15 protein-coding genes are annotated in these 16,359 nt (G+C 67.8%); 5 read left to right on the forward strand and 10 right to left on the reverse strand.

Annotated features, from left to right (window positions below):
• Together IB258_RS08860 and rsmA are read left to right on the forward strand one after the other, a co-directional pair.
• A partial coding sequence (locus IB258_RS08860; protein ID WP_192352484.1) for a peptidylprolyl isomerase occupies nucleotides 1-535 on the forward strand: 535 nt, incomplete at its 5' end.
• Nucleotides 536-553: 18 nt separating this feature from the next.
• Complete coding sequence (gene rsmA / locus IB258_RS08865; protein WP_119451439.1) at nucleotides 554-1,345, forward strand: 16S rRNA (adenine(1518)-N(6)/adenine(1519)-N(6))-dimethyltransferase RsmA; 792 nt, start codon at nucleotides 554-556, stop codon at nucleotides 1,343-1,345.
• A gap of 55 nt (nucleotides 1,346-1,400) precedes the next feature.
• Here rsmA and IB258_RS08870 read toward each other — a convergent pair whose 3' ends face one another.
• Nucleotides 1,401-2,543 carry a glycerate kinase gene (locus IB258_RS08870; RefSeq protein WP_192352485.1) on the reverse strand — a complete coding sequence of 381 codons (1,143 nt, stop codon included), beginning with the start codon at nucleotides 2,541-2,543 and terminating at the stop codon, nucleotides 1,401-1,403.
• Between the two features lie 106 nt (nucleotides 2,544-2,649).
• Here IB258_RS08870 and pyk point away from each other — a divergent pair, with 106 nt between their 5' ends.
• Nucleotides 2,650-4,092, forward strand: coding sequence for a pyruvate kinase (gene pyk / locus IB258_RS08875; protein ID WP_192352486.1), 1,443 nt, complete (start codon nucleotides 2,650-2,652; stop codon nucleotides 4,090-4,092).
• A gap of 53 nt (nucleotides 4,093-4,145) precedes the next feature.
• Here pyk and IB258_RS08880 read toward each other — a convergent pair whose 3' ends face one another.
• Nucleotides 4,146-5,375 carry a nucleoside recognition domain-containing protein gene (locus IB258_RS08880; RefSeq protein WP_192352487.1) on the reverse strand — a complete coding sequence of 410 codons (1,230 nt, stop codon included), beginning with the start codon at nucleotides 5,373-5,375 and terminating at the stop codon, nucleotides 4,146-4,148.
• 153 nt (nucleotides 5,376-5,528) lie between these two features.
• Here IB258_RS08880 and IB258_RS08885 point away from each other — a divergent pair, with 153 nt between their 5' ends.
• On the forward strand, nucleotides 5,529-7,775 hold the full coding sequence (locus tag IB258_RS08885; RefSeq protein ID WP_119451441.1) for an acyl-CoA dehydrogenase: 2,247 nt from the start codon (nucleotides 5,529-5,531) through the stop codon (nucleotides 7,773-7,775).
• A 38-nt stretch (nucleotides 7,776-7,813) separates the two neighbouring features.
• Here the strand turns inward: IB258_RS08885 and def are convergent, their stop codons facing one another.
• Genes def through glyQ form a run of 8 tightly spaced genes read right to left on the reverse strand, consistent with a single transcriptional unit; the run spans nucleotide 7,814 to nucleotide 15,253 of the window.
• Complete coding sequence (gene def, locus IB258_RS08890; RefSeq protein WP_054457527.1) at nucleotides 7,814-8,347, reverse strand: peptide deformylase; 534 nt, start codon at nucleotides 8,345-8,347, stop codon at nucleotides 7,814-7,816.
• A gap of 33 nt (nucleotides 8,348-8,380) precedes the next feature.
• Complete coding sequence (gene gloA / locus IB258_RS08895) at nucleotides 8,381-8,776, reverse strand: lactoylglutathione lyase (RefSeq protein WP_054457526.1); 396 nt, start codon at nucleotides 8,774-8,776, stop codon at nucleotides 8,381-8,383.
• Nucleotides 8,777-8,788: 12 nt separating this feature from the next.
• Nucleotides 8,789-9,931, reverse strand: a complete 1,143-nt coding sequence (locus IB258_RS08900) for a 2-aminoethylphosphonate--pyruvate transaminase (protein ID WP_192352488.1) — start codon at nucleotides 9,929-9,931, stop codon at nucleotides 8,789-8,791.
• A 20-nt stretch (nucleotides 9,932-9,951) separates the two neighbouring features.
• Nucleotides 9,952-10,947, reverse strand: coding sequence for a M48 family metallopeptidase (locus IB258_RS08905; protein WP_175213809.1), 996 nt, complete (start codon nucleotides 10,945-10,947; stop codon nucleotides 9,952-9,954).
• Entirely contained in the window at nucleotides 10,934-11,662 is a 729-nt protein-coding gene (locus IB258_RS08910) for a 1-acyl-sn-glycerol-3-phosphate acyltransferase (protein ID WP_054457522.1), read from the reverse strand. The genes IB258_RS08905 and IB258_RS08910 overlap by 14 nt, the downstream gene beginning before the upstream one ends.
• 4 nt (nucleotides 11,663-11,666) lie before the next feature.
• Nucleotides 11,667-12,206: a D-glycero-beta-D-manno-heptose 1,7-bisphosphate 7-phosphatase gene (gmhB, locus tag IB258_RS08915; protein ID WP_054457520.1), complete on the reverse strand. Its 540-nt coding sequence runs from the start codon at nucleotides 12,204-12,206 to the stop codon at nucleotides 11,667-11,669.
• Nucleotides 12,203-14,341 carry a glycine--tRNA ligase subunit beta gene (gene glyS, locus IB258_RS08920; protein WP_054457518.1) on the reverse strand — a complete coding sequence of 713 codons (2,139 nt, stop codon included), beginning with the start codon at nucleotides 14,339-14,341 and terminating at the stop codon, nucleotides 12,203-12,205. The genes gmhB and glyS overlap by 4 nt, the downstream gene beginning before the upstream one ends.
• Nucleotides 14,342-15,253 (reverse strand): glycine--tRNA ligase subunit alpha, encoded by a 912-nt coding sequence (gene glyQ / locus IB258_RS08925; RefSeq protein WP_025136700.1) that lies wholly within the window; start codon nucleotides 15,251-15,253, stop codon nucleotides 14,342-14,344.
• A gap of 276 nt (nucleotides 15,254-15,529) precedes the next feature.
• Here glyQ and IB258_RS08930 point away from each other — a divergent pair, with 276 nt between their 5' ends.
• Nucleotides 15,530-16,297, forward strand: a complete 768-nt coding sequence (locus tag IB258_RS08930; RefSeq protein WP_054457517.1) for a crotonase/enoyl-CoA hydratase family protein — start codon at nucleotides 15,530-15,532, stop codon at nucleotides 16,295-16,297.
• The last annotated feature ends 62 nt before the right edge of the window (nucleotides 16,298-16,359 follow it).

Raw genomic sequence — 16,359 nt, forward strand, 5'->3', positions numbered from 1 at the left:
GGCCCAGGCGCCGCAGCCCGCCGCCGCGCTCGCGCAGGCGCCTGCGCACCAAGGCCCTGTGGAAGTGATGCAGACTCGCGCGCGCCACATCCTGATCAAGACCTCCACCGTCATGAGCGACGAAATGGCGCGTCAGCGCCTGGAGCAGGTGCGCCAGCGCCTGGTGAGCGGCGGCGCCAAGTTCGAGGACATGGCGCGCCAGTATTCGCAGGACGCGACCGCCCCGCAAGGCGGCGAACTGGGTTGGTTGAACCCGGGCGAAACCGTGCCGCCGTTCGAGGCCGCCATGAACGCCCTGAAGCCGGGTGAAATCAGCCAACCGGTGCAATCGCCCTTCGGCTGGCACCTGATCGAAGTGGAAGAGCGCCGCCAGCACGACGCCACCGACGATATGGCTCGCATGAAGGCCCGTCAGACCTTGTTCGAACGCCGCGCCCAGCCGGCTTTCGAGGATTGGCTGGAGCAGCTGCGCGCCCAGGCGTACATCGACAATCGTCTGGAAAAGCAGCAGAAGATCCAGCAGAACAACCGCTAAACGCATTACAGGCTTTACATGTCCCAGCACCAGGCGCGCAAGCGCTTTGGCCAGAACTTCCTGACCGACGAGAGCGTGGTCGAGTCCATCGTCCGGGCGGTTTCGCCCGCCCGCGACGATACCGTGGTCGAGATCGGCCCGGGCTTGTCCGCGCTTACCCGGCCGTTGCTCGAACGCCTGGATCACCTGACGGCGGTCGAGATCGACCGCGACCTGGCGGCGCGCCTGCGCAAGCAGTTCGACGCCAGCCGCCTGACCGTGGTCGAGGCCGATGCCTTGACGGTGGATTTTTCCCAGTTCGGGCCTGCGCTGCGCGTGGTGGGGAACCTGCCCTACAACATCTCCAGCCCGTTGCTGTTCCATCTGATGACCTGGGCCGATCACGTCCGCGACCAGCATTTCATGCTTCAGCGGGAAGTGATTGACCGCATGGTCGCGCAGCCCGGTTCAGGCGACTTCAGCCGCCTGTCGGTGATGCTGCAGTCGCGCTACCGCATGCACAAGCTGTTCGACGTGCCGCCGGAAGCCTTTGACCCGCCGCCCAAGGTGGTGTCGGCGATTGTGCGCATGGTGCCCTTGCCGGCGGACCGTCTGCGTCCGGTCAGCGAGCGGGCCTTCGAAACCGTGGTGGCGCGGGCATTCTCACAGCGCCGCAAGATGCTGCGCCGGGTGCTGGCGGACTGGGCGCAGCAAGTGCCCTGGGAAGCGCTGGACATCGCGCCTACGGCGCGCGCCGAGGATATATCGGTGGACCGGTACATCCGTCTGGCGGATGCGCTCGTGGCGGCCGGAGTGCTGCAGGCCGAGTGAAGCTGGATCCGCAAAATGAAGAAGCCCGCGCAAGCGGGCTTCTTCATTCGGGTTTCTACAACATGCGCTTCTGCGCGGTCATCCAGAGCTGCATGATGTCGCGGGCGCGGTCGGCCAGCAGTTTTTCGGCGTCCGTGAGCGCCTGCTGCAGCGTGATGGGGCCGGGCGCCAGGCTGAACGCGGCGCTGATGCCGCAGGCGTGCAACGCTTCGTAGCCTTCGCCCAGCGAGCCGGCCAGCGCCACTACGGGCACGCCCGCGCGCTGCGCGATCTTCGCCACGCCGGCCGGAGTCTTGCCGCGCAGGGTCTGCGCGTCCATGCGGCCTTCGCCCGTGAACACCAGGGTCGCGCCTTCGACCGCCTGGGCCAGGCCGCCCAGTTCGGCCACGATCTCCACGCCGGGCCGGAAACTGGCACCCAGGAACGCCTTGGCGGCGAATCCCAGGCCGCCCGCCGCGCCCGCGCCTGGGTGGTCGCGATGGTCGGAGCCCAGGTGCTTGGCGCACACATCGGCGAAATTCGTCAGCATCTGATCCAGGATCAGCACCTGTTCGGGCGTCGCGCCCTTTTGCGGGCCGAACACATGCGAGGCGCCCTGTGGGCCGCACAAAGGGTTGTCCACGTCCGAGGCAATGTCGATGCGGATCTGGGCCAGGCGCGGATCCAGGCCGTGGGTATCGATGCTGGCCAACTTGCCCAGCGCGCCGCCGCCGGGCGGCAGGCTGCGGCCGTCAGCGTCCAGCAGGCGCACGCCCAGCGCAGTCAGCATGCCGGCGCCCGCGTCGTTGGTGGCCGATCCGCCCAGGCCCAGGATGATGCGCTTGGCGCCTGCGTTCAAGGCTGCCAGCATCAGTTCGCCCACGCCGTGGCTGCTGGCGCGCATCGGATCGCGCTTGGCAGGGGCGATGAGTTCCAGGCCCGCCGCCGCGGCCATCTCGATCACCGCCGTGCCGTCCTCGAGCAAGCCCCAGACGGCGTCGACCTTGTAGCCCAACGCATCGTTCACCGTCTGTTGGCGTTCCTTGCCGCCGGTCGCCGCGAGCACGGCTTCGACCGTGCCTTCGCCGCCGTCGGCCATCGGAATGCATACCGTGTGAGCGCCGGGAACAGCGGCCTTCACGCCGCGTGCAATGGCTGCCGCGGCATCGGGGGCGGACACGCTTTCTTTGAAAGAGTCGGGGGCGATGACGATTTTCACGGGTTCAGTCGAGCTCGTTTTTCGGTTGAGGTGATGCCCATGATACCTGCGCGGGCGCGGCCGGCGTACCATAGCGTTTTTGTTGTTTTAGCGAGAGTGGATCGTCATGCCCGTATTGCGCCGCACCAAAATTGTCGCCACCCTGGGACCTTCGACTTCGACGCCTGAACGCATAGAAGCGCTGATCCGCGCGGGTCTGGACGTGGCCCGCCTGAACTTCTCGCACGGCAGCGCGGACGACCATCGCGAGCGCGCCCGCATGGTGCGCGAGATCGCCGCCAAGCAGGGCCGCTTCGTCGCCATCATGGGCGACCTGCAAGGCCCCAAGATCCGCATTGCACGCTTCAAGGACAAGCTGGTCCAACTGCAGATCGGACAGTCGTTCACGCTGTCGCGCGTGCATCCCAAGGAAGAGGGCACGGCCAGCATCGTCGGCATCGATTACCCCGAACTGGTGCAGGACTGCCGCGTCGGCGACGAGCTGCTGCTGGATGACGGTCGCGTGGTGCTGGTGGTGGACAGCGTCGAAGGCGACGAGGTCCACACCACCGTTACCGTGGGCGGCCCGCTGTCGAACAACAAGGGCATCAACCGCCGCGGCGGCGGCCTGTCCGCGCCCAGCCTGACCGACAAGGACCGCGTCGACATCAAGCTGGCCGCCGAGATGGAACTGGACTACGTGGCCGTGTCATTCCCGCGCTATGGCAGCGATATCGACGAGGCGCGCACGCTGCTGGCGGCCGCCGGCAGCCAGGCGTGGATCATCGCCAAGATCGAACGCGCCGAAGCCGTGGCCGACGACGAGGCGCTGGACGCGCTGATCCGCGCCAGCGACGGCGTGATGGTGGCGCGCGGCGACCTGGGCGTGGAGGTTGGGGATGCCGAACTTGTCGGCATCCAGAAGCGCATCATCCAGCACGCCCGCACGCTGAACAAGGTCGTCATCACCGCGACGCAGATGATGGAGTCGATGATCTCCAGCCCCATGCCCACGCGCGCCGAAGTGTCCGACGTGGCCAACGCGGTGCTGGACTACACCGATGCCGTCATGCTGTCGGCGGAAAGCGCATCGGGCCAGTATCCCGTGGAAACCGTGCAGGCCATGGCCCGCGTCTGCCTGGGCGCGGAAAAGCACCCGACCTCGACCAAGTCGCATCACCGCCTGGGCGAGACCTTCACCCGTTGCGACGAGACCATCGCGCTGGCGGCCATGTACGCGGCCAACCATTTCCCCGGCGTCAAGGCCATCATTTCGCTGACCGAAAGCGGTCACACGCCACTGATCATGTCGCGCATCCGCTCGGGCGTGCCTATCTACTGCTACAGCCCGCACAGCATCACGCAAAACCGCGTGGCCATGTTCCGCGGCGTCTACACGATTCCGTTCGCGCCGTCGGACTACGAGCCTGCCGACCTGAGCAACGCCGCCATCGATGAACTGCGCAAGCGCAACCTGGTGCAGACCGGAGATTGGGTGATCCTGACCAAGGGCGACTTCTACCGCGACAGCGGTGGCACCAACGGCATGAAGATCCTGCTGGTGGATTGATACGGCGGGGCAGGAGCGCCGCCCGGGCGCTCCTTGCCGCCGCGCGGCGGGTTTCAGCCGAAGAACCAGTAGCACACGCCGATGGCCGCCAGCACGCCGGCCAGGTCGGCAATCAGGGCGCAGCCCACCGCGTGGCGCGCCCGCAATATGCCCACCGATCCGAAGTACACCGCCAGCACGTAAAAGGTGGTCTCGGTGCTGCCCTGGACCACCGCGGCCAGCAGCGCGGGGAAGCTGTCCACGCCGAAATGCGTCATGGTTTCCAGCATCATGGCGCGCGCCGCGCTGCCCGAGAATGGTTTGACCAGCGCGGTAGGCAGGGCATCCACGAAGCGCGTGTCCCATCCCGCTTGCACCGCCAGCCAGCGGATGCCGTCCAGCAGGAAATCCAGCGCGCCCGATGCGCGCAGCACGCCCACCGCGCAGAGCATCGCGACCAGATAGGGCAGCAGGCTCTTGGCGATGTCGAAGCCTTCCTTGGCGCCTTCGATGAAGGCCTCGTAGACCGGCACCTTCTTCCAGGCGCCCGCCACCAGGAAGGCGATCAGGATGCCGAACAGGACCAGATTGCCCAGCAGCGACGACAGCGAGGCGATGGCCGCCGCCGACATGCTGGCCAGCAGCGCCATGAATCCGCCCATGAGCAGCGCCGCGCCGCCCAGCCACAGCATCACGACCGGATCGATCAGGCGCAGGCGCTGGCAGGCCGCCACGGCCAGGAAACCTGCCAGGGTCGATGCGCTGGTGGCCAGCAGGATGGGCAGGAACACCAACGTCGGGTCCGGCGCGCCCTGCTGCGCGCGGAACATGAACAGCGTCACCGGCAGCAGGGTCAGCGATGACGCATTCAGCACCAGGAACAGTATCTGCGCGTTGCTGGCGGTTTCGGGCGTGGGGTTGAGCGACTGCAGTTCGCGCATGGCGCGCAGGCCGATGGGCGTGGCGGCGTTGTCCAGGCCCAGTCCGTTGGCGGCGAAGTTCAGCGTGATCAGACCGATGGCCGGGTGGTTGCGCGGCACGCCGGGCATCAGGCGCGCGAACAGCGGTCCCAGCACGCGCGCCAGTTTTTCCACCAGGCCGGCGCCCTCGGCGATGCGCAGAAAGCCCAGCCACAGCGTCAGCGTGCCGAACAGCAGCACCATCACTTCCACCGACACGCGCGCCATGTCGAACAGGCTGGCGACCATCATGCGGAAGACATCGGGGTCGCCGATGACCAGCCAGCGGTACAGAGCCGCCGCGGCCGCGGTAAGGAAAAAGCCCAGCCAGAGTTTGTTCAGCATGCGGAGACTGCCCGGATAGCGATGGATTGCGCGCTGCGCGCCGAGGCCCATTGTCGCAGAGTCGGCAGGCCGCAGCTTGGCCCGACGCCGCCAATTCTGGTACTTTGACCTGATACGCCCTGGGGCCTGGGGCCATAACAGTGAGGAAAACTCATGGACTTCAACGCATGGCGCCGGCGCCGCATCTCGGAACCCGCTTACCGCTGGGCGCGCAACGCACTGCCCGCCATGTCGGCGACGGAGCGCGAAGCCATCGAGGCCGGCGACACCTGGTGGGATGCGGATCTGTTCACCGGCAATCCCGACTGGCGCAAGCTGCTGGACGTGCCGGCGGCCACGCTGACCGCGGACGAGCAGCGCTTCATAGACGGCCCGCTGGCGCGGCTTTGCGCCATGCTGGACGAATGGGACATCACCTGGAACCGGCGCGATCTGCCGCCCGAGGTATGGGACTTCCTGAAGGCCGAACGCTTCTTCGGCATGATCATTCCGCGGCGCTACGGCGGCCTGGGCTTTTCGCCCTATGCGCACTCCGAGGTCGTGCGGCGCATTTCGGCCTACTCCATCACCGCGGGCGTCACCGTCATGGTGCCCAATTCGCTGGGCCCCGGCGAATTGCTGATGCAGTTCGGCACGCCGGCGCAGCGCGACTACTGGCTGCCGCGGCTGGCCGACGGCCGCGAGGTGCCATGCTTCGGCCTGACCAGCCCCGAGGCCGGTTCGGACGCCGCGTCCATGGTGGACACGGGCGTGGTCTGCCGCCAGGTGATCGACGGGCGCGAACTGATCGGCATCCGGCTGAACTGGCACAAGCGCTACATCACGTTGGGGCCGGTGGCGACGGTGCTGGGGCTGGCTTTCAAGCTATCGGACCCCGACGGCATCCTGGGCGGCGCCAAGGACATTGGCATATCGGTCGCGCTGGTGCCGACCGAAGCGCCCGGCGTGGAGATCGGGCGCCGCCACCTGCCCGCCATGCAGGTCTTCCAGAACGGCCCCAACCGCGGGCGCGACGTGTTCGTGCCACTGGACGCGCTGATCGGCGGCGCCGAGCGCGCCGGGCATGGCTGGCAGATGCTGATGAGCGCGCTGGCGGCGGGGCGGGGCATTTCCTTGCCGTCGCTGTCGGCCGCGGCCGCCGTGATGTGCGCGCACACCACGGGCATGTATGCCCGCGTGCGCGAACAGTTCGGCATTCCCGTCGGCAAGTTCGAAGGCGTGCAGGAAGGGCTGGCCCGGCTGGCGGGCAATGCCTATCTGGTCGAAGCCGCCAGGCGCTTGACCTGCGCCGCGCTGAACCAGGGCGTCAAGCCGGCAGTGGTCTCGGGCATCATGAAGTACCACGCCACCGAGCGCATGCGCGGCTCGGTCAACGACGCGATGGACATCCATGCCGGCCGCGCCGTCATCGACGGTCCCAGCAATTACCTGGGCGCGCTGTACCGCGCCGTGCCCATCGCCATCACGGTCGAGGGCGCCAACATCCTGACGCGCAACCTGATCATCTTCGGCCAGGGCGCGATCCGCGCCCATCCCTATCTGATGCCGGAAATCCTGGCGTTGGGCAACCCCGACGAAGACCGCGGCATGGAGGTCTTCCACGACGTGTTCTGGCGGCATCTGCGCCACACAGGCATCAACGCGCTGCGGGCCATCGGCCGCGCCTGGACTGGCGGGGTGCTGGCGCCTGCGCCTTCATCCGGTCCCGTGGCCGGCCACTACCGGCGGCTGGGCCGCTATGCCTCGGGCTTCGCGCTGCTGGCCGATGCCACGCTGGCGCAGCTGGGCGGAGGCCTGAAGCGCCGGGAAATGATTTCCGCCCGCCTGGGCGACATCCTGTCCGAACTGTATCTGCAGTCGGCGGTGCTCAAACGCTGGGAAGACGAGGGCCGCAAGCACGACGATCTGCCGCTGGTGCAGTGGTGCCTGGAGCAGGGCTACGCCAGCATCGAGAAAAGCATGGATCAGGTCCTGCGCAATCTGCCGGGCCGCGTGTTGTCGTGGGGACTGCGCGCGGCCATCCTGCCGCTGCGCCTGGCCAAGGGGCCGAGCGACGCCTTGACCCGGGAATGCGCTGAACTGCTGCTCAAGCCTTCGCCCACGCATGTGCGCCTGGCGGCCGACCTGCATCGCGAGGCCGGCGCTGCCGGCGACGATCCGGTAGGCCTTCTGACCCGCGCCTTCGCGCTGGCGGACGCCGTGCAGCCGCTGCGCGACCGCCTGCGCCAGTCCGGCGTGCGCGATTGGCGCGAAGCCCATCAGCGCGGCGCCATTACCGACGCGCAGGCGGCCTCGCTGGAAGAGGCCGAAGCCCTGGTCTCGCGGGTGTTGCAGGTGGACGATTTCGCGCCCGAGGAGTTGTCGCCGCAGGCCGCCAAGGCGGACTCCGGCGAGGCTTAGGGTAGGGACGCAAGCCCCGGCAAGGCGGGAGCGGGGCCTTAGTCGTCCTGATTCGGATCCATGTCCGGGAACAGGATTTCAGTGAACCCGAATTTGCTGAAGTCCTGGATGCGCGACGGGTAGAGCCGGCCGATCAGGTGATCGCATTCGTGCTGCACCACCCGGGCGTGAAAGCCCTCGGCCTCGCGCTCGATGAGCTGGCCGTAGGGATCTCGCCCGCTGTAGCGGATGCGGCGGTAGCGCGGCACCACGCCGCGCAGGCCCGGCACCGACAGGCAGCCTTCCCAGCCGTCTTCCATCTCGTCCGACAGCGGCGTGATGACGGGATTGCACAGGATGGTCTGCGGCACGGCGGGGGCGTCGGGATAGCGCTCGTTGCGGTCAAAGCCGAAGATCACCAGCTGCAGATCCACGCCGATCTGCGGCGCGGCCAGGCCCACCCCTTGCGCGGCGGCCATGGTTTCGAACATGTCGTCGATCAGCGCATGCAACTCGGGCGTGTCGTAGCGCTCCACGGGCGCGGCCACGCGCAGCAGCCGCGGATCGCCCATTTTCAGGATGGTGTGGATCATGGAAGTGTCTTCCTGGCTTTGGCCGCGCGGGGCTCAGTCCTGGCGGCCCTTTTTCTGGATGAACTCGATCTTGTAGCCATCGGGGTCTTCGACAAAGGCGATGACCGTCTTGCCGTGCTTCATCGGGCCGGCTTCGCGCGTGACCTTGCCGCCTTTTTCCTTGACCTTGTCACAGGCTTCGTAGGCGTTGTCCACTTCCAGGGCGATGTGGCCGTAGCCGGTGCCCAGGTCGTACTTGTCCGTGTCCCAGTTGTGGGTCAGTTCGATGACGGCGCCTTCGGATTCGTCCTGGTAGCCGACGAAGGCCAGCGTGAACTTGCCTTCGGGGTAGTCGTTGCGGCGCAGGACGCGCATGCCGAGCACATTGGTGTAGAAGTCGATGGACTTGTCGAGATTGCCGACTCGCAGCATGGTGTGGAGCATACGCATGGGATGGTTTCCTTAAGCGGTGAGGGGGAACGGGAAGAATCCGCCGTTGCCGGCGGCTTCCCGGGTGATGCCGATGTCGCGCAGCGCGCCGCCCATGGCGTCGACTGCCTGCCGCATCTGGTCTGGCCCGAAGGCGCCGATGCAGCCGACCCGGAACGAAGGTTGTTCGGTGTTGTAGAAGTTGCTGAGCACGTAGCCGCGGCGCTTGAGGGCGTCCACGAACAATTGCAGGTTCCAGGTCGGCGCGTCCGGGGCGCGGACGTTGACGACGATGGGCCCCTGCAGCGCGGGCGGCAGGTAAGGCGCGAGGCCCAGCTCCCTGACGCCATCATATAGCGTGTGCATGTTGGCGGTGTAGCGCGCCAGGCGGGCTTCACGGCCTTCTTCGCGGTGCAGCTCCAGCGCCACGGCCAGCGCGGCCAGCGTGGGCGCGGGCGGCGTGAAACGCGGGCCGGCATTGGGCTGCTGGCTTTGCTGGTAGATGTCGGCCAGGTCCAGCGACCAGCTGCCGGCGATGCCGCGCGCCGCTTCCAGGCTGTCGCGCCGCGCCACCACGAAGGCGGCGCCGGGCATGCCTTCCAGGCACTTGTTGGCCGTCAGCACCACTGCCTCCACGGCGGGCAGGGCGTGCAGCTCCAGGGGCAGCGCGCCGAAGGCGGATACGGCGTCGACGATGACGCGGCGGCCCAGCGCATGCGCGATGCGCGCGAGTTCGGGCACGTCGTGGCAGATGCCGCTGCCGGTTTCGCTGTAGACCAGCGCCAGGTGCGTGAGCGTGGGATCCTGTTCCAGCGCCTGCGCGACCGCTTGCGGATCGATCCGCTCTGTGGGGCCTACGGGCAGCGGCACGGCGACGCGGCCGGCATCGCCGGCCAGCTTCTGCAGGCGGGCGGCGTAGGCGCCGGTGGAGGGCGCCAGCAGGCGGCCGGCGGCGGGGATGAAGCTGCGGATGGCGGCTTCCACCGCGAAGTGGCCGCAGCCCGGCAGCGCCAGCGCGGCGTGCTCGTCGGGCGACGCCTGCGCCGCCCGCAGGACGCCATCGCAGACCTGCCGGTAGGTCTGACGGAAATCGTTGTCCCACGGCGCATAGTCTTGCGCCATGGCGGCCTTCACCCGCGCGTCGGTCGTGACCGGGCCCGGAATCAGCAGCAACATTTTCGTGTCTCCAGAATGCCTCAGAACTGAGGCAAGGATGCGGGGTCGTGACGTCGCAGGATGTTCTTGGCGTCTTCGAAATCGGGCAGGATCTGTCCCACTTCGCGCCAGAAGTCCTGACTGTGGTTCATTTCGCGCAAATGGGCAAGCTCGTGGGCGATGACGTAGTCGATGATGGCGGGCGCGAAATGGATCAGGCGCCAGTTCAGCATGATGTTGCCGTCGCTGGTGCAGGAGCCCCAGCGGGTTGCGGCCGACGACAGGCGCCAGCGCCGGATCTTCAGGCCGCTGACTTGCAGGAAGTGGGCCAGGCGCGCGCCGAACCAGGCGCCGGCGCGCTGCTGCAGCCAGGCTTGGGCCGAATCGCGGATGCGGCCCTGGTCCGCCGAGGACGGCAGCGCCAGCCACAGGGTGTCGCCGTCCTGGGGGGCGTCGGCGTCGCCCGACAAACTGGCCTGGCGGCTGTCGCCGCCCACGCCGATCACGATGCGCTTGCCCAGGTAGGGCAGCTCGCCGCCCGGCTGCCAGCGGGTGTGCGCCATGGCCAGTTGCTGCTTGCGGGCATGCCATTCGCGCAGCTTGGTCAGGATCCAGCGGGCCTTCTCGCGCACGGCGTCGTCCACCTGCGTCAGCGTCACCCAGTTCGGGGCGGTGACGCGCAAGCCGTCGTCAGTGATCACGAAGCCTATGCTGCGGCGGCGCGAGCGCAGCAGCACGAAGCCGATGGACTGCTGCTCGGTCGCGACCTCGCGCCAACGCGCGCCGGGCGGCAGCGGGTCGGGGCAGGGCGTGGGGACGAGCGAGGCCGCGTTGGGCGACAGCGTCAGCAGCGGTTCGCCCGCAGGGGCGGCGGCCGGCGGCAGATCGGGGAAGAGGGGCTTGGGCGGGACCGGCTTGGGCGAGGCCGCCTCAGGCGCGGCCGGAGCCTTCGGCGCGGCGTTCAGCGGCGGCGCGCCCGTGGGCGCGTCGTGCTGCTGTTCGTCGAACAGGAGTTCGAGCTGATCAGTGCTGGCCATACCTTTCTGGATTGAGACGCCGCATTTCCCCTTCGATCCAGTCCTGAACCTTTTTGTTCAGTTCCTCGGGGGAGAGTCCCTTGGATTCTATCGCGGGACCGATGGACACGGTAACCATGCCCGGATACTTCACGAAGGCGTTGCGGCGCCAGCATTCGCCGGCATTATGCGCCACGGGGATGACGACCGCGCCGGTGCGCGAGGCCAGCAGCGCGCCGCCCATCTTGAAGCGGCCGGTCTTGCCGGGCGGCACGCGGGTGCCCTCGGGGAACAGCAGGGGCCAGCGGCCTTCGTCCAGGCGCGTCTGGCCTTGCTTGACCACTTGATCGAAGGCATCGCGACCCTTGGCGCGGTCGATCGGGATCATGCGCAGCAGCGCCAAGCCCCAGCCGAAGAACGGCACCATGTGCAGTTCCTTCTTGTAGACGAAGCAGACTTCGCGCGGCATGTGGGCCGGGAAGAACAGCGTTTCCCAGGCCGACTGGTGCTTGGACAGCAGCACCGCCGGGCCGTCGGGCAGGTTTTCCCAGCCCTTGACCTGCCAGCGGATGCCGCAGAAGAAGCGCGCGCCCCAGATGGCCAGGCGCGGCCAGCCCACGGTCAGCTTGTAGCGCCAGTGCAGAGGCAGCGGCGCCCACAGGATGCAGGCGAAGGCATAGGGAATGACCGTGACGGCCAGGAACAGGAAGTACAGCAGCGAACGTAGGCGGGCCATTGGATCAATGGTCCTGCAGCAGCGCGTCGACCACGGCCGACAGGTCGTCGCAGACGCGGGTGTTGTCAGGCAAGCCGCCCTTGGCCAGCGTTTTCTTGCCGTTGCCGGTCAGCACCAGCCAGGGCGAGCAGCCGACCGACGACGAGGCCTGCAGGTCGCGCAGCGAATCGCCCACCGCCGGCACGCCAGCCAGGTCGACGTCGTAGCGGTGTCCGATCTGTTCGAACATGCCGGGCTTGGGCTTGCGGCAGGAGCAATTGTCATCGGGGCCGTGTGGGCACATGAAGACCGCGTCGATACTGCCGCCAGCGGCGGCCAGTTCGCGACGCATCTTGGTATGGATGGCCGTCAGGGTGTCCATGTCGAACAGGCCGCGCGCCAGGCCCGACTGGTTGGTGGCGACCACCACCTTCCAGCCCGCCTGCGTCAGCCGCGCGATGGCCTGCAGGCTGCCGGGCAGGGCGATCCATTCGTCCGGATTCTTGACGAACGAATCGCTGTCCTGATTGATGACGCCGTCGCGGTCTAGGATGATGAGTTTCACTGTGCCAGCCTGGAGATGTCAGCGACCTGGTTCATCAGGCCATGCAACTGGCCCAGCAGGGCCAGCCGGTTGGCGCGCACGGCCGGGTCTTCGGCCATGACCATGACGTCGGCAAAGAAGGCGTCCACGGCTTCGCGGACCTGGGCCAGCGTGCTCAGGCTGCCGGCGAAGTCGCCCGCGGCCAGTTGCGCCTCGGCCTTCGGGCGCAGCGCGGAAACGGCGGCGGCCAGGGCCTTTTCAGCCGGTTCCACGAGCGCGGCGTCGTTCACCGCGCCGATCTCGCCTTCGGCCTTCTTGAGCAGGTTGCCGATGCGCTTGTTGGCGGCGGCCAGGCTGGCGGCCTCGGGCAACTGCGCAAAGGCGGCGGCCGCGCGCACGCGCTCGGCCACCTGGTGCAACGGCGGGGTCAGCGCGATCACGGCTTCGACGGCATTGCGGTCGAAGTCGTTGATGAGCTGGTTGCGGTAGCGTTCGTAGATGAAGGCGCGGACTTCGGCCAGCGTGTCGGCGGGGATCTTGCCGGCGGGGAAGGTCCCTGCGGCCAGTTCCAGCAGGCCGTCCAGCGACAGGGGGCCGGCCTCGCTGATCTTGAGCCAGCCGCCTGCGGCCAGTTGTTCGAAGGCGCTGATCAGGCCCAGCGCGGCGCGGCGCAGGCCGAAGGGGTCGCGTTCGCCGGTGGGCGCCAGGCCGATGGCCCAGATGCCGACCATGGTTTCCACGCGCTCGGCGATGAACAGGGTGGCCGCGGTCAGCGTGTCGGCGGTGACGGGCGCGTCGTAGCGGTTGCGGTACTGCGTGCGCAGGGCCTGCACCACGCTGTCGGGTTCGCCGTCGCCGGCCGCGTAATAGGCGCCCATGACGCCTTGCAGCTCGGGGAATTCGCCCACCATGTTCGAGCCCAGGTCGGCCTTGGCCAGCATGGCCGCGCGGTCGGCGGCGGAGACGTCGCCGCCCAGTTGCTCGGCCACGCCGCGGGCGATGGCGCGCACGCGCTCCACGCGTTCCAGCTGGGTGCCCAGCTTGTTGTGGTAGACGATCGAGCCCAGTTGTTCGACGCGCGCCGCCAGCGGCGTCTTGCGGTCGGTTTCGAAGAAGAACTGCGCATCGGCCAGGCGCGGGCGCACCACGCGCTGGTTCCCTTCAATGATGTTCACCGGATTGTCGGTGTGCATGTTGCTGACGATCAGGAAGCGGTGCGTCAGGCGGCCGGTAGCCGGATCGAACAGCGGGAAGTATTTCTGGTTCAGCCGCATGGTCAGGATCAGGCATTCCTGCGGCACTTGCAGGAACTGCTCTTCGAACTGGCCCACGTAGACGGTTGGGTGTTCGACCAGGGCCGTGACTTCGTCCAGCAGCGCGGCCACTTCGGGATCGTCGCCCAGGGTGGCGTTCAGGCGGCCGGCATGGTCCAGCAACTGGCGCTGGATCTCGTCGCGGCGACCTTCGAACGAGGCCACCACGCGGCCCTTTTCGGCCAGGGTGGCGGCGTAGGCGTCGGCGTCGGCGAAGGACACGGGGCCCGCGCTCATGAAGCGGTGGCCCAGCGTGTCGCGGCCGGCGGCCAGGCCCAGCGCGGACACCGGCACCACGTCGGCGCCGAACAGCGCGACCAGGCCGTGCGCCGGACGCACGAACTTGACGGTGGTGACGCCGTCGGCCAATTGGTAGCGCATGACCTTGGGAATGGGCAGGCCGTTGATGGCGGCGTCGATGCCTTCCTGCAGGCCGGCGGCCAGCTGGGCGCCGGGAGCGGTGCCGCGCGCGACCAGGTAGTCCTGCTTGCCGTCGGATTCACGTTCCAGGGTCGACAGGTCGATGTTCTCAAGGCCCTTGGCGGCCAGCTTCTTCTGCAGCGCGGGCGTGGCCTGGCCGTCTTCGGTCAGGCCGATCTTCACCGGCATCAGCTTTTCGGCATAGGGCTGGTCGGGCGCCTGAGCCAGCACGGCGGACAGGTGCACGGCCAGTCGGCGCGGCGTGGAATACGCGGTGGCGGCGCAGCCGGCGGCCAGCAGGCCGTGGCGCTCCAGCGTGGCGCGCACGCCTTCGGCAAAGGCCTGGCCCAGCTTCTGCAGGGCCTTGGGCGGGAGTTCTTCGGTCAGCAGTTCGACCAGCAGCGGGCGGATGTTCGTCGTCATTTATGCAGCCTCCCCGGCGGCCTTGTCGCGGCCCAGCATGGGAAAGCCCAGTCGTTCGCGGGAATCGTAGTAGGCCTGCGCGACGGCGCGCGACAGGTTGCGGATGCGGCCGATGTAGGCGGCGCGCTCGGTGACGCTGATCGCGCCGCGCGCGTCCAGCATGTTGAACGTGTGCGCGGCCTTCAGCGCGGCCTCGTAGGCGGGCAGCGCCAGCGGCACGTCCATCAGGCGCTTGGCCTCGGCTTCGTAGTCATTGAAGTGCGAGAACAGCATCTCGGCCGACGAATGCTCGAAGTTGTAGGTGGACTGTTCCACTTCGTTCTGGTGGAACACGTCCCGATACAGCACGCGGTTGCCGTTGGCGCCTTCGGTCCAGACCAGGTCGTACACGCTTTGCACGTCCTGCAGGTACATGGCCAGGCGTTCCAGGCCGTACGTGATTTCGCCGGTGGTCGGCGTGCAGTCCAGGCCGCCCACTTGCTGGAAGTAGGTGAACTGGGTGACTTCCATGCCGTTCAGCCAGACTTCCCAGCCCAGGCCCCAGGCGCCGAGGGTGGGGTTCTCCCAGTCGTCCTCTACGAAGCGGATGTCGTGCTGGGTGGGGTCGATGCCCAACGCCTTGAGCGAACCGATGTACAGGTCCAGGATTTCCGGAGGCGCGGGCTTCAACACGACCTGGTACTGATAATAGTGTTGCAGGCGGTTGGGGTTTTCGCCGTAGCGGCCGTCTTTGGGGCGGCGCGAGGGCTGCACGTAGGCGGCGCGCCAGGGCTCCGGGCCGATCGCGCGCAGGAACGTGGCGGTATGCGAGGTGCCGGCGCCGACTTCCATGTCGTAGGGTTGCAGCAGGGCGCAACCCTGCTTGTCCCAGTATTCCTGGAGCGTAAGGATGATTTGCTGAAAGGTGAGCATAGGATTCTTGGAATTCGGCCGCCGGGCAAGGCTTGCCCTGGGCGTGGGAAACCCGACATTTTAACTGGCCTGGGGCGGTCCGGTTCCCGAATGCCGGGCGGACGGTTACATCTGGGCCTTCGGGGCGGTTCGCAGGGGGACAGTGTGCCGCTGGTGGACGCCCCGCGGGCCTGTCGCTGCGCCTGGAAACCAATGATCGTATGATTCCAGGTTGCGTACCAAGTCTTATATAAAACCCGGAACCTGATTCCGAGAATTCCCGGAAGGAGCAGTCCCATGTCAGACCTGATCAAGGTAGAAGTCACCGACGGCATCCAGATCATCACGATCAACCGTCCCGAGGCCAAGAACGCCATCAACCTGGAGACCGCGCAGGCCATGGCCGCGGCGCTGGACCAGTTGGACAGCCGCGACGACATCCGCATCGGCATCCTGACGGGCGGCGGCGGCACGTTCTCGTCGGGCATGGACCTGAAGGCTTTCGCCAAGTCGGGGCAGCGTCCCTACGTGGAAGGCCGCGGCTTCGCGGGCCTGAACGAGCGGCCGCCCAAGAAGCCGCTGATCGCGGCGGTGGAAGGCTATGCGCTGGCCGGCGGCTGCGAAATGGCGCTGGCTTCCGACCTGATCGTGGCCGCCAGCAACGCCAAGTTCGGCCTGCCTGAAGTCAAGCGCGGCCTGGTGGCGGGCGCCGGCGGCATGCTGCGCCTGCCGCGCCGCCTGCCGTACCACATCGCTATGGAAGTGATCCTGACCGGCGAAATGTTGACGGCCGAGCGCGCCCACTCCTTCGGGCTGGTCAACCGCATCACCGAGCCGGGCGCCGCCCTGGCGGGCGCTCTGGAACTGGCCCGCGCCATCGTCGAGAACGGCCCGCTGGCGGTGCAGACCGCCAAGAGCATCGTGGCGCAGTCGGGCGACTGGGACCAGGCCAGCATGTTCGACCAGCAGCGTCCGCTGATTGCGCACATCTTTTCGTCCGCCGACGCCAAGGAAGGCGCGACCGCCTTCGCCGAGAAGCGCAAACCGGTCTGGCAAGGCAAATAGGAAATGCCCCCACGCCGCGCCCCTGCGGGGCTAGCTGCCCCCCGAGGGGGCGCTGTTTGCCT

The sequence above is a fragment of the Achromobacter sp. ACM02 genome (assembly GCF_014851605.1).
GTDB lineage: Bacteria > Pseudomonadota > Gammaproteobacteria > Burkholderiales > Burkholderiaceae_B > Achromobacter > Achromobacter aegrifaciens.